The organism is Amycolatopsis sp. NPDC104587, assembly GCF_055583645.1.
Genome location: NZ_JBVJNO010000007.1, coordinates 248,122 through 261,439, shown reverse-complemented (window position 1 = coordinate 261,439; position 13,318 = coordinate 248,122). Strand labels below are relative to the sequence as shown.

Genomic DNA, 13,318 nt, shown 5'->3' with positions numbered 1-13,318 from the left:
TACGGAGAGTGCAGGCAAGACTACTCGGCGCCTAGTCGCGTACTCGCATAAGCCCGCATCAACCAGCCGCCGCTTTGGCTCGATAAGTCGACTTCTTCGCCTGGTTCCCGCAGATCTCCATCGAGCACCATCGCCGCTTCCCAGGCCTGGACGTGTCCAGGAACAGCGCCCCGCACCGCTCTCCCGCGCACCGGCGAACCCGCGCGAACTCCGGGGACGTCACCAGGTCCAACGCGTCACGAGCCAGCAGCGCCAACATCGCCGACGCCGGATCCGCTGCTTGCCAACGCAACTCTCCCGACGGCGTCAACGACGGCGCCGGCACCGGCAACGCCGCGAACCGGTTCAGCCGCTGCCGCTCGGCCGGGCGCAGCGATCCCGTCATCAGCGCGTGGATCGCCTCCCGCACCGACCAAGCGTCCCGGGCCGAAGCAGGTGAAGCCGAAACCTGGCCGAACTGCCGGATCCACGCTCCCCACGCCGCCGCGTCCGGGAGCTCTTCCGTCTCCGACGATGTTCCCCGGTAGCGCAGCGTCCGGATGAAGTCGAGGCACAAGCGGCCCGCGCCGACGCGGAATCCTTCCGTCATGCGGGTCACAGTACGCCGGAACCGGTTTGACTGGTACCGTCGGGAACCGATCAAACCGGTTCCACGACGGGGGCACGATGACGGAGACGAAACAGCAGGCGCCGCCCGGGTGGCTTGTGCTGCTGCTGGCCGTCTCCTGTGGACTGACCGTTGCCGACCTCTACTACGCGCAACCGCTGCTCGCCGAACTTCGGCAGACCTTCGGGGTCGGCGAGGCCGCCGCCGGTGGTGTTGTCACCGCCACCCAGATCGGGTACGCCGCCGGGATGCTGCTGCTCGTCCCGCTCGGTGACCGGCTCGAGAACCGCAGCCTGGTCGCGACGCTGCTCGCCCTCACCTGCGCCGGGCTCGTCGTCACCGGTGTCGCGCCCGGGTTCGCCGTGCTGCTCATCGCCTCGCTCGTCGTCGGGGCGACGTCGGTCGTCGTGCAGATCCTCATCCCGTTCGCCGCCGACCTCTCCCCCGACGCCATCCGCGGGCGGATCGTCGGGCGGGTGGTGAGCGGGCTGCTGTTCGGCATACTGCTCTCGCGCGTGGTCGCCAGCTTCCTCGCCGAGGTGACCAGCTGGCGCGTGGTCTTCCTGATCTCGGCGGGCGCGATGGCCGCGCTCGCGGTGGTGCTGCGGTTCACCCTGCCGCGGCGCGCACCCAAGACCGACGTCCCCTATGGACAGTTGCTGCGCTCGACCCTGGCCATGGCCAGGAAGCACCCCGCGCTGCGCCACCGCGCGCTGTACCAGTCGGCGATGTTCGGGGCCTTCAGCGCGTTCTGGACGACGATCGCCTTCGTCCTCACCGCCCCGCCGTTCAACTACTCCCAGCTCGGCGTCGGCCTCTTCGCGCTCGCGGGCGCGGCCGGCGCCGCGGTGGCGCCGCTGGCCGGCCGATGGGCGGACCACGGCCACGGCCGGCGGCTCACCGCCGGCGCGTTCGTGCTGTGCGCGGCCGCCTTCGCGCTCGCCGGCTTCGGCGCGCACAGCGTCGTCCTGCTGGCGATCGCCGCGATCGCGGTGGACATGGCCGTGCAGGCGACACTGGTGACCGGCCAGCACGTGATCTACCAGCTCGACCCGTCGGCCCGCGCCCGCGTCAACAGCGTCTACCTGGGCACGTTCTTCATCGGCGGCGCGATCGGCTCCCAGGCGGGCTCGATCGCCTACCACCTCGGCGGCTGGACGGCGGTTGTCGTCTTCGCCGGCGTGCTCCCGCTCCTCGGGCTGGCCGGCATGACCCGCACCGAGGTCTAGGCGAACACCTCCCGCCGGGCCGCGGCCCACTCCGCGTACGTCGTTCCAGGACGGCCCAGCAGCTCCTCGACCACCCCGGTCGGCGCCTGCGGGTGCCGCAGGGTTTCCTCGAAGCCGTCGAGCAGCCAGTCGACGGCCGCCTCCGGGACGCCGTAGCCGACCCACTGCGCGCGCTGCTCGGCGCGGGTCAGTTCGCGGAACCGGATCTCCTTGCCCAGCACCGATCCCAGCGTCGCGACCTGCTCACGCAGACTGAGCGCCGACGGTCCGCTGAGGACATACGTGGCGCCGACGTGCCCCTCCGAGGTGAGCACCCGGGCGGCCACCGCCGCGATGTCCCCGAGGTCGATCGGGGTCTGCGTCGCCTCACCGTAGGCCACGGCGACCTCCCCCGCGCGCACCATGCCGGCCCAGTCGAGCGTGTTGTTCATGAAGACGCCGGGCCGCAGGAAGGTCCACGCGAAGCCTGTGTCCCGAACGGCTTTCTCGACCACGGCGTACTCGTTGCCACTGGAGCCTTCGTGGTCGTCCCCCACGCTGCTGCCCGACAGCGCGACGACCCGCTTGATCCCCGCTTCCCGCGCCAGCTCGCAGAACCTGCCGACGGTCCGCGCCATCGGCGCCAGGTACACCGCCGAGACGCCCTCCAGTGGCAGAGTCGACGGCCGCGCCAGCGAGCCGACGACCACCTCCGCTTCCGAAGGCAGCGAAGCCCGCTCCGGATCCACGGTCAGCGCCCGCACGGGCACACCCAGCGCGACCAGCTCGTCGACGACCAGCCGCCCCACGCTGCCGGTCGCGCCCGTCACCAGGATCGTCATGACAACCTCCCCGTTCCCGTACGCCATACGAGATCGTACGGTATACGGAAACCCTGGAAGGCGCACAGGAAATTTCAGGAGGTGATGGTCGGCAGCTCAGGCGCGGCGACGTCGTAGACCTTGCCGTCCTGGGTGAGCAGCGCCGCCAGGACCTTGGCCTTGCGGTCGGTCTGCTCCGCCGTTCCCCAGCGGACGATCTTCCCGCTGGACAGCGTGAACTCGACACTCGCCGGCGTCCGGGCCGTCGCCGTGGTGACCTGCTTGAGCAGCTGCTCCGGGATCACGCCGAGCACCGCCGTCACCGCCCGGGTCACCGGGTCGTCCGCCGAGACCTTCGGCAGCTTGAGCTCCGGCAGGCCGGCCGGGCGGGCGGGCACCGTCTTGAACACCACCCCGCCGCCGTCGACGAGGTGGACGCCGTCGCCGCCCGGGCCGCTGTCGAAGAACGCGATGGCCGTGCGCTCGCTGACCGTGATCTCGACCGTGTTCGGCCACGAGCGGGACACCTCGACCGTCGAGATGCCCGGCATCGCCGCGACCCGGTCGCGGATCTCGTCGGTGCTCAGCCGCAGCATCGGCTTGTCCACCGGCACCGCCGCCACCGCGCGGATCTGGTCGGCGGTCACCGTGCGCGAGCCGCTGACCGAGACGTCCTTCGCCCCGAGCATCGAGCTGAAGAACAGCAGGTAGACCAGCGCGACGACGGTCAGCACGGTCAGCAGCGCGACCCAGCGGCGGCGGATCTCCACCTGCCGGTTGGGCCGCGCGCGGCCAGTGGGCTTCGGGCGCGCGGCGCGCGTGCGGCGACGCTCCTCTTCGGAGCGCCGCCCCCGGCGTTCCCTGGCCAGGGCGGCTCGATCCCGTTCGTCCTCTTCGGACGGACGGCGGCTTTCCCTGGTCGGACTCATGGCTTCAGCGCTTGTCCAGCTCGACGAGGATCTCCGGGCCCAGCTGCGTCACGTCCCCGGCGCCCATGGTGACCACGAGGTCACCGGGCTTCGCCAGGCCCGCCACCAGCGACGCGGCGACGTCGAACGCCGGCTCGTAGTGCACCGGCTTGGTCACCGCGTCCGCGATCAGCGCGCCGGTCACACCGGGCTCAGGCTCCTCACGCGCACCGTAGACGTCCAGCACGACGACCTCGTCGGCCTGCGACAGCGCCTCGGCGAACTCCGCCGAGAACGCCTTGGTCCGCGAGTACAGGTGCGGCTGGAACACCACGATCACGCGCCCGGACCCGGCCGCCGTGCGCACCGCGCGCAGCTGCGCGGACACCTCGGTCGGGTGGTGGGCGTAGTCGTCGTAGACGCGGACGTCGGCGGCCCGGCCCTTGAACTCGAACCGCCGCCGCACCCCGCCGAACGCCGCGAGCCCTTCGACCATGCCCTCGATCGGCGCCCCGAGCTCGAGCCCGGCCAGCAGCGCCGCGATCGCGTTGTTCGCCATGTGGTCCCCCGGCACCGCGACCGTGACGTCGATCAGCTTGGTCTTCAGCGAGATCCGCACGACCCCGCCGTCGGGACGCGGTTCGTAGGACATGATCTTGGCGTCGTCGGGCCCGCTGACCCAGTAGCCGTAGCGCAGCACGCGGACACCGCGCTTCGCGGCGGCGTCGCCCAGCGCGTCGGAGCCTTCGTCGTCGGCGCAGACGATCAGCAGCCCGTGCTCTTCGATCCGGTCGACGAAGTCGGAGAAGACCTTCGTGTAGGCCTCGGCCGTGCCGTGGTGGTCGAGGTGGTCCGGCTCGACGTTCGTGACGACCGCGATCGACGGCGAGTAGGTCAGGAACGAGCCGTCGCTCTCGTCGGCCTCGGCGACGAAGATGCCGCCCTCGCCGTGGTGGGCGTTGGCGCCGGACTCGTTGAGGTCACCGCCGATGGCGAACGACGGGTCGAGCCGGCAGTGCTGCAGCGCCACGGTGAGCATCGACGTCGTCGACGTCTTGCCGTGCGTGCCCGCGATGCAGGCCACGCGGTGGCCTTCCATCAGCCCGGCCAGCGCCTCGGCGCGGTGCAGCACCGGGATCCCCGCGGCGCGCGCGGCGGCCAGCTCCGGGTTGGTCTCCTTGATCGCCGTCGAGACGACCACCGCGGACGGCGGCTCGGCCAGCGACGAGATGTTCGAGGCGTTCTGGCCGACGAACAGCTCGGCGCCCTGGGCCCGCAGCGACAGCAGCGCGCGCGACTCCTTGGCGTCCGAACCCGACACAAAAGCCCCGCGGGCCAGCAGGATCCGCGCGATGCCGGACATGCCGGCGCCGCCGATGCCGATCAGGTGTGCCCGGCGCAGCTCTTCAGGCAGTTCAGGCACCAGCGGCCTCCAGGACGATGCGGGCGAGGGCTTCGTCGGCTTCGCGGTGGCCCATGCCGACCGCGGCCGCGCCCATCTTGGCGACGCGGTCGGCGTCGGTGACCAGCGGGACGACCAGGTCGGCGACCTTGGCCGGGCTGAGCTCGGCGTCGGTGACCATCAGCGCCGCCCCGGCGTCGACCGCCGGCCGCGCGTTGGTGGCCTGCTCGCCGTTGCCGATCGGCAGCGGGACGAACACCGCGGGCAGCCCGACGGCCGTCACCTCGGCGACGGTCATCGCGCCGGACCGGCACACCGCGACGTCCGCGGCCGCGTACGCCAGGTCCATCCGCTCCAGGTACGGCACCGGCACGTACGCCGGCTTGCCCGGGAACTCCTGCACGACCAGCGTGTTCTTCGGGCCGTGCGCGTGCAGCACGCCGACCCCGGCGTCGGCCAGGTCCTTCGCGGCGCCGGAGACGGCCGCGTTGATCGACTGCGCGCCCTGCGAACCGCCGAACACCAGCAGCGTCGGCGCGTCCGGGTCCAGCCCGAAGTGCGCGCGCGCCTCGGCCCGCAGCGCGGCCCGGTCCAGCGACGTGATCGACCGCCGCAGCGGGATCCCGACGACCTCCGCGTTCGGCAGGGGCGTGCCCGAGACGGCGACGGCGACCCGCTTCGCGAACCGCGCGCCCACCCGGTTCGCCAGGCCCGGGGACTGGTTGGCCTCGTGCACGACGATCGGGACGCGCCCGCGCGCGGCGAGGTACGCCGGGAGCGCGACGTAACCACCGAAACCGACCACGACGTCCGCGTGGACCCGGTCCAGCACCTCACGGGTGCGGCGCACGGAGTCGCGCACCTTCAGCGGCAGCCGCAGCAGCTCCGGGGTCGGCTTGCGGGGCAGCGGCACCGGCGGGATCAGCTCCAGCTCGTAACCCCGGGCCGGGACGAGCTTGTTCTCCAGGCCACGCTCGGTGCCCAGCGCGATCACCGTCGCGTCCGGGCGGAGCCGCTTGACGGCGTCGGCCAGGGCGAGGGCGGGTTCGATGTGTCCTGCGGTGCCACCTCCGGCGACCACCACGACGGGCGCCTTGCCCGCGGCGGACCGCTCGGTTCCCTTGACGGGCTTGCTCACCAATGACCTCTCCGGTTCGCGGTACTCCGGGTACCACGGCTCGCTGTTGTCCGCGCGGCCCCGCGAGACGTGGCCGTGCTCGTCCGTGCCGCGCTGCGGCGCACCGGTTCGCGGACCGACCTGCGTCGTTCCTGTGCCGGGGCGGGCCGCGCCGCACGGGGCGCCGGCCTGGCCGCCTTCGCCCCACTGCGCCCCGCCGCCTTGCGGGTGGCGGGCGGGCGGTACGGGTCGGGCGCGGGCAGCCGCAGCAGGCGTCCGAACTTACCCGGCCCCTGTGTGCGCAGTGCGGCCACCGCCTCCGGTTCGTGCCGGGCGGCGTTCGCGAGCACGCCCATGATGAGCATGGTGATCACCAGCGACGTCCCGCCGTAGGAGATCAGCGGCAACGTGACGCCGGTGACCGGCAGCAGGCCGACGACGTAGCCGATGTTGATGCCGGCCTGCGCCACGAGGAACACCGTGAGCGTGCCCGAGACGATGCGGATCCACGGGTCGATGTTGCGGGTGGCGATCCGCAGGCCCACCACGGCGACCCCGGCGAACAACGCGAGCACGACGACGCAGCCGATCAGCCCGAGCTCCTCGCCGATGAGGGCGAAGATGAAGTCGTTCTGCACGTTCGGCAGGTAACCCCAGTTGGACGTGCCCTGGCCGAGGCCCTTGCCGAAGAAGCCGCCGTCGGCCAGCGCCAGCTTGGCCTGGTTGGCCTGGAAGCCCTCGGCGCTCGTGTCGGCGTCCGGCGAGAGGAACGACATGACCCGGTCGAGCCGGTAGGGCGCGATGACGGCGAGCACGAGCACCCCGGCCAGGCCGCCCGCGAGGATCACGCCGAAGAGCCGTTTCGGGGCGCCGGCGAACCACAGCAGCGCCAGCAGCACCACGGCCAGGGTGACCGTGCCGCCGAGGTCCGGCTGCAGCATGACCAGGGCGAACATCAGCAGCGCGATCGGCACCACGGGCACCAGCAGGTGCCGCCACTGGTGGATGACGTTGTACTTGATCACCAGGATGTGCGCGCCCCAGAAGGCCAACGCGACCTTCGCCGCCTCGACCGGCTGGAAGGTGAATTCACCGAGCTTGAACCAGCCCTGCGAGCCGTTGACCGTCGAGCCCAGCGGCGTCAGCACGAGCACCAGCAGGCCGAGGCAGACCACCGTCGCGGTCGCCGACATCCGCCGGATCCGCTCCAGGTTCACGCGCAGGCCGAGCCAGAACACGACCGAGCCGATCGCGACGAACACCAGGTGCTTGGTGAACAGCGAGTACACGCCGCTGCCGGTCTTCGGGTTGTACGACGCGACCGACGACGCCGACAGCACCATCACCGCGCCGATCACCGTGAGCACGCCGGTGAGGGCGAGCACGAGGTGGAACGACGCGAGCGGGCGCGAAAGCCACGCGGTCAGCGCCGTGCGGAAAGCGACAAAACCGCTCTCCTTGCGCTCCCGGCGTGGCCGCTTCGGGGCGGGGGTCTTGGGTTCAGTGACCGTCACTCGGCGCCCCCGCTGCGTCGTCGCGGAGGACGTGCACCGCCGCGGCGAACGCGTCGCCGCGCTCGCCGTAGCTCGTGAACATGTCCAACGACGCCGCGGCGGGCGCGAGCAGCACCACGTCACCTGGCCGGGCCATCGCGCTGGCCGCACTCACCGCCGCAGTCATGGGTTCATGGTCACCCGGACGGAGGCTGTTCACCGGGACATCCGGCGCGTGTCGCGCAACCGCGGCGGCGATCACGGGTGAATCGACACCGAGTAGCACAACTCCGCGAAGGCGGCCGGCGATGCTGCTCACCAGTTCGTCCACCGAAGCGCCTTTAAGCTGGCCACCGGCGATCCAGACGATGCTCTGGTGGGCCCGCAGCGACCCGGCGGCCGCGTGCGGGTTGGTCGCCTTCGAGTCGTTGACGTAGCGGACCCCGGCGACCTCGGCGACCTCGACCGCGCGGTGCGGGGCCGGCTGGTACTCGCGCAGGCCCTTGAGGACGGCCTCCGGTGTGACGCCGTGCGAGCGGGCCAGGGCGGCCGCCGCGAGGGCGTTCGAGACGTTGTGCGGGCCGGCCGGGCGGACGTCGGCCAGCGTGGCCAGCTCCTCGGCGCTGGTCGCCGGGTCGGCGACAAAAGCCCGGTCCACCAGCAGGTCCTCGACCAGGCCGAGCTCCCCGACGGCCGGGGTGTCCAGCCGGAACGCCACCCGCCGGGCACCCTCGGGCGCGTGGTCGTCGGCGATCTTCACGGACCAGTCGTCGTCGGCGTTGTGCACGACGACCCGGGCGCGGTCGTAGGCCCGCCCCTTCGCCGCCGCGTACTCGTCCATCGAGCCGTGCCAGTCGATGTGGTCCTCGGCCAGGTTCAGCACCACGGCCGCGTCCGGCGCCAGCGTGGACGACCAGTGCAGCTGGAAGCTCGAGAGCTCCACCGCCAGCACGTCGTAACCCGCGCGGACCGCGTCGAGCGCCGCGTACCCGATGTTCCCGCAGGCCACGGCGTTGGCGCCGGCCGACTTGAGGATCGACTCGAGCATGCCCGCGGTGGTCGTCTTGCCGTTGGTCCCGGTGATCACCAGCCACGACGGCGGGTGCTCGCGCAGCTGCCCGGCCCGCCAGGCCAGCTCGACGTCGCCGATGACCTCGACGCCCGCCTCGGCCGCGGCGACCAGCAGCGGCGACGTCGGCCGCCAGCCGGGGCTCGTGACGACGAGGACGACGTCGGACGGCGGTTCGGTGAGCCCGGGCACCAGCTCGGCGCCCAGGCCTTCCAGCTCGGCCAGGCGCTCGGCGTTGCCGTCGGTGACGGTGACACGCGCGCCCAGCTCCGTCAGCACGGGGACGATCGACTTGCCGGTGACCCCGGCACCGGCGACCAGGACGTGCGAACCGGCAAGATCCACGTCAGCCTCCGAGCTGCTCGCTGTAGAACAGGCCGAGCCCGAACATGCAGCAGATCGCCGACAGTAACCAGAACCGGATGATCACCGTGGTTTCCGCCCACCCGGCGAGCTCGAAGTGGTGGTGGAAGGGCGCCATCCGGAACAGCCTTCGCCGCGTCGTCCGGAAGACCGCGATCTGCGCGACCACCGAGATCATCTCGACCATGAACAGGCCGCCGATGACGATGGCGAGCAGCTCGGTGCGGGTGGTCATCGACAGCCCGGCGACCAGGCCGCCGAGGGCCAGCGAACCGGTGTCGCCCATGAAGATCTTCGCCGGGGCCGCGTTCCACCAGAGGAACCCGACACACGCGCCGGTCGCCGCCGCGGCGACCACCGCCAGGTCCAGCGGGTCTCGCACGTAGTAACAGGCCTGCGCCGGGCCGTTCGCGCAGGAGAGCCGCTCCTGCCAGAACGAGATGACCACGTAGGTCGCCAGCACCATCGCCGCCGAGCCGCCCGCCAGGCCGTCGAGGCCGTCGGTGAAGTTCACCGCGTTCGACCAGCCCGAGATCACGATGTAGCAGAAGATCACGAAGATGATCGACGGGAACGTGATCAGCGCGAGGTCACGGGCGTAGGAGAGGCTCTCCGACGCCGGCGTGATGCCCTGCTCGTTCGGGAAGTTCAGCGCCAGCACCGCGAAGGCGACCGTGACCACCAGCTGGCCGACCAGCTTCGCGGTCTTGTTCAGCCCGAGGTTGCGCTGCTTGCGGATCTTGATGAAGTCGTCGAGGAACCCGACCACGCCCAGCCCCACCGCGAGCATCAGCACGAGCAGCCCGGAGACCGTCGGCGCGCCGCTGCGGGAGTTGAGCATCCAGTTGATCAGGTGCGCGGCGAAGTACCCGACGACCATCGCGATGATGATCGCGACACCGCCCATGGTCGGGGTACCGCGCTTGGACTTGTGTCCCTGGGGGCCTTCCTCGCGGATCTCCTGGCCGAAGCCCTGCCGGGAGAAGACCCGGATCAGGTAGGGCGTCAGCATGATGGAGACCAGCAGGCCCGCCGCGGCCGCGATCAGGATGCTGATCACGCGTCACCACCGTTCGAGCGATTCTCGGAGTTGTCGGATTCCCGGGGTTCGAGCAGGGCCTCGGCGACCCGCCAGAGACCGGCGGCCTTGGAGGCCTTGACCAGCACGACGTCCCCGGGACGGAGCTGATCATGCAGCAGCGCGGCGGCGGCCTCGACGTCGGGTACCAGGATCGATTCCTCGCCCCAGGAGCCCTCCTGGAACGCCCCCTGGTGCATCGCCGCCGCCTCGGGGCCGATCACGACGAGCTTGGCGATGTTGAGCCGGACGACGAGCCGGCCGATCTCGTCGTGGGCGGTGACCGAGTCCGCGCCGAGCTCGCCCATCACGCCGAGCACGGCCCAGGATCGGCGGCCGCTCTCCCGCGTCATCGCGGCCAGGGCCTTCAGGCCGGCCCGCATCGACTCGGGGTTGGCGTTGAAGGAGTCGTTGAGGATCGTCACGCCGTCTTCGCGGGTGACGACCTCCATGCGCCGCGCGGAGCGCCGTTCGAGGCTCGAGAGCCGCGTGGCGATCTCGTCCGGCGTCGCGCCCAGCTCTAGCGCCACCGCGGCGGCCGAGAGCGCGTTGCCGACGTGGTGCTCGCCGTGCAGCGGGAGCTTGACGTCGGCCGCGCCGGCCGGGGTGACCAGCCGGAAGGACGCGCGGGCCTCGTCGTCGAGGGTGATGTTCTCCGCGCGGACCTGCGCGGACGCCGTCTCGCCGACGAACACCACACGGGCCTTCGTGCGGCTCGCCATGGCCGCGACCAGCGGGTCGTCCAGGTTCAGGACCGCGACGCCGTCCTCGGGCAGGGCCTCGACCAGCTCTCCCTTGGTCTTCGCGATGCCTTCGCGGGAGCCGAACTCCCCGACGTGCGCGCTGCCGACGTTGAGCACCACGCCGATCTTCGGCGGGGCGATCTCGGCGAGGTGGGCGATGTGCCCGGGCCCGCGCGCGGACAGCTCCAGCACCAGGTGGCGGGTCTCGGCGTCGGCCCGCAGCGCCGTCCAGGGGTGGCCCAGCTCGTTGTTGAACGAGCCGGGCGGCGCGACCGTCGGGCCGAGCGGCTCGAGCAGCTGCGCGATGACGTCCTTCGTGGACGTCTTGCCGGAGGAGCCGGTGACGCCGACGACGGTCAGGTTGCCTTCGGACAGCCGCTGCACGACGAACCGGGCGAGCTTGGCCAGCGCGGCCAGCACGGCCGCGCCGGAGCCGTCCTTGTCGCCGGTCAGCGCGACCGACCGCTCGTGCGCTTCGCCGGGAGCGAGCGGCGGTACGACGATCGCGGGCGCGCCGACCTCACGCGCGGCCAGCACGACGACCGCGCCGGCTTCGACGGCCTTCGCGGCGAAGTCGTGGCCGTCGACCTTCTCCCCCGGCAGGGCCACGAACAGGCTGCCGGGCGTGAGCTGCCGGGTGTCGAACTCCACGCTGCCGGTCACCTGCGCGCCCGGGTCGGCGCGGTGCAGCCGGCCGCCGACGACGTCGGCGATCTCGGCCAGGCTGAGCACGATCACACACTCACCTCGAGTTTGTTGCGGATGGCCGCGGCCAGCTCGTCGCGGTCGGAGAACGGGTGCACCACACCGCCGGCCTCCTGGCCGGACTCGTGCCCCTTACCGGCGATGAAGACGATGTCGCCCGGCTCGGCGAGCGAGACCGCGTGCTCGATGGCCTCACGGCGGTCGCCGATCTCGACGACCTCACCGCCCTCGGCGGGCCCGACGGCGCGGGCGCCGGCGAGCATCGCGGCGCGGATGGCCGCGGGGTCCTCGGAGCGCGGGTTGTCGTCGGTGACGATCAGGACGTCGCTGCGCCGCGCCGCCGCCTCGCCCATCATCGGGCGCTTCGCGGTGTCGCGGTCGCCGCCGCAGCCGAGCACGGTGATGATCCGGCCCTCGGCGCGGGCGCGCAGCGCGTCCAGGCCCTGGGCGACCGCGGCCGGCTTGTGGGCGTAGTCGACGACGGCGGTGAACTCCTGGCCGACGTGGACGCGTTCCATCCGGCCCGGCACCTGCACCTGGGCGAGCCCGGTGACGATGTGCTCCAGGCCCACCCCGGCGGTGCTCAGGATCGCGGCCGCGAGCACGGCGTTCGCGACGTTGAACTCGCCGGGCAGCGGGATCCGCGCCGGCGTGGTGACGCCGTCCGGGCCGTGCAGGGTGAACGTCTGCTCACCGTGCGGAGTGGCTTCGAGGTCGGTGGCCTTCCAGGCGGCGTCGGTGCCCGCGTCGGTCGTCACGGTGACCGTCTGCGGCGTGAGCAGCGCCTGGCCCCACGCGCTGTCGACCACGACGACCTCGGTGGTCGAGCGGCCGTCGAACAGCAGGGACTTCGCCGCGAAGTACTCCTGCATGTCCTTGTGGAAGTCCAGGTGGTCCTGGGAGAGGTTGGTGAACGCGCCGACCGCGAACCGGGTGCCGTTGACCCGGCCGAGCGCGAGCGCGTGGCTGGAGACCTCCATCGCCACGTGCGTGACGCCGCGTTCGAGCATCACCGCGAACAGCGCCTGCAGGTCCGGGGCCTCCGGCGTGGTGAACCCGCTGACCAGGCGTTCGCCGGCGATCCGGGTCTCGACCGTGCCGATCATTCCGGTGGTCAGCCCGGCGGCCTCGAGCCCGGCGTCGACCAGGTAGGAGGTCGTGGTCTTGCCGGAGGTGCCGGTGACGCCGAGCACGGACAGCCGAAGCGACGGCTCGCCGTAGATCCAGGCGGCGATCTCGCCGAGAGCGGCACGCGGGTCGGCGTGCACGAGGATCGGGACGCCGGCGTCGCGCAGCGCGGGCCGCTCGGCGCCCTCGGCGTCGGTGAGCACCGCGACGGCGCCGGCGGCGACCGCCTGGTCGCTGAAGTCGGCGCCGTGCGCGCGGGCGCCGGGCAGCGCGGCGAACAGGTCGCCGGGCAGCACGTGCTGCGCCCGCAGGGTGGTGCCGGTGACGGTGAGGTCGGCGGCGTCGGGCGAGTCGGCGATCAGCCGGGCGTCCGCCCTGGCGAGCAGCGTCGCCAGCGGGACCGGGACGATGCGCGCCGGGCGCGGCGGCGCGGGGACCGCTTTCACCGGGCTTTCCGGCACCGGGGAACTGGACGAGGACACGGACACGGCCAAGAGGCTACCGGCGGCCGGTTCGGGGGCCCGCACGCGGTACGGCGATGACGGGCGGCCACGGCACATGTGCTAAACGGCCGCACGCACCTTCTTGCGGCGCAACGCTTTCCCGGCGACGGCCGGCCGAAGTGGACGATGCACGCGAAAAAGCCCCCTCACCGGTGAGGGGGCTTTCTCCGGCC

11 protein-coding genes are annotated in these 13,318 nt (G+C 72.1%); 1 reads left to right on the top strand and 10 read right to left on the bottom strand.

All coding sequences use genetic code 11. From position 1 onward, the window contains the following. Positions 1–58: 58 nt before the first annotated feature. The gene (locus ACZ61C_RS23180) at positions 59–589 is read right to left on the bottom strand and encodes a CGNR zinc finger domain-containing protein (RefSeq protein WP_465309879.1); all 531 of its coding nucleotides are present in this window, start codon (positions 587–589) and stop codon (positions 59–61) included. A gap of 77 nt (positions 590–666) precedes the next feature. Between ACZ61C_RS23180 and ACZ61C_RS23175 the strand changes: the two genes are divergently transcribed. Continuing rightward, positions 667–1,836: an MFS transporter gene (locus ACZ61C_RS23175; protein WP_465309878.1), complete on the top strand. Its 1,170-nt coding sequence runs from the start codon at positions 667–669 to the stop codon at positions 1,834–1,836. Here ACZ61C_RS23175 and ACZ61C_RS23170 read toward each other — a convergent pair. The 9 genes from ACZ61C_RS23170 to ACZ61C_RS23130 form a co-directional block, all read right to left on the bottom strand. Next, positions 1,833–2,657 (bottom strand): NAD(P)H-binding protein, encoded by an 825-nt coding sequence (locus ACZ61C_RS23170; RefSeq protein ID WP_465309877.1) that lies wholly within the window; start codon positions 2,655–2,657, stop codon positions 1,833–1,835. The two genes, ACZ61C_RS23175 and ACZ61C_RS23170, sit on opposite strands and share 4 nt — an antisense overlap. Positions 2,658–2,731: 74 nt before the next feature. Further along, positions 2,732–3,565 carry a cell division protein FtsQ/DivIB gene (locus tag ACZ61C_RS23165; RefSeq protein ID WP_465309876.1) on the bottom strand — a complete coding sequence of 278 codons (834 nt, stop codon included), beginning with the start codon at positions 3,563–3,565 and terminating at the stop codon, positions 2,732–2,734. Between the two features lie 4 nt (positions 3,566–3,569). After that, positions 3,570–4,967 (bottom strand): UDP-N-acetylmuramate--L-alanine ligase, encoded by a 1,398-nt coding sequence (gene murC, locus ACZ61C_RS23160; protein ID WP_465309875.1) that lies wholly within the window; start codon positions 4,965–4,967, stop codon positions 3,570–3,572. Further along, on the bottom strand, positions 4,960–6,084 hold the full coding sequence (murG, locus tag ACZ61C_RS23155; protein WP_465309874.1) for an undecaprenyldiphospho-muramoylpentapeptide beta-N-acetylglucosaminyltransferase: 1,125 nt from the start codon (positions 6,082–6,084) through the stop codon (positions 4,960–4,962). The genes murC and murG overlap by 8 nt, the downstream gene beginning before the upstream one ends. Further along, positions 6,081–7,577 carry a putative lipid II flippase FtsW gene (gene ftsW / locus ACZ61C_RS23150; RefSeq protein ID WP_465309873.1) on the bottom strand — a complete coding sequence of 499 codons (1,497 nt, stop codon included), beginning with the start codon at positions 7,575–7,577 and terminating at the stop codon, positions 6,081–6,083. The genes murG and ftsW overlap by 4 nt, the downstream gene beginning before the upstream one ends. Next, positions 7,564–8,970: a UDP-N-acetylmuramoyl-L-alanine--D-glutamate ligase gene (gene murD / locus ACZ61C_RS23145; protein ID WP_465309872.1), complete on the bottom strand. Its 1,407-nt coding sequence runs from the start codon at positions 8,968–8,970 to the stop codon at positions 7,564–7,566. Before murD ends, ftsW begins: the two co-directional genes overlap by 14 nt. 1 nt (position 8,971) lies before the next feature. After that, entirely contained in the window at positions 8,972–10,048 is a 1,077-nt protein-coding gene (gene mraY / locus ACZ61C_RS23140; RefSeq protein WP_465309871.1) for a phospho-N-acetylmuramoyl-pentapeptide-transferase, read from the bottom strand. Further along, positions 10,045–11,547: a UDP-N-acetylmuramoyl-tripeptide--D-alanyl-D-alanine ligase gene (locus ACZ61C_RS23135; RefSeq protein ID WP_465309870.1), complete on the bottom strand. Its 1,503-nt coding sequence runs from the start codon at positions 11,545–11,547 to the stop codon at positions 10,045–10,047. Before ACZ61C_RS23135 ends, mraY begins: the two co-directional genes overlap by 4 nt. Continuing rightward, positions 11,544–13,088, bottom strand: coding sequence for a UDP-N-acetylmuramoyl-L-alanyl-D-glutamate--2,6-diaminopimelate ligase (locus tag ACZ61C_RS23130; protein ID WP_465310215.1), 1,545 nt, complete (start codon positions 13,086–13,088; stop codon positions 11,544–11,546). The genes ACZ61C_RS23135 and ACZ61C_RS23130 overlap by 4 nt, the downstream gene beginning before the upstream one ends. Positions 13,089–13,318: the final 230 nt, after the last annotated feature.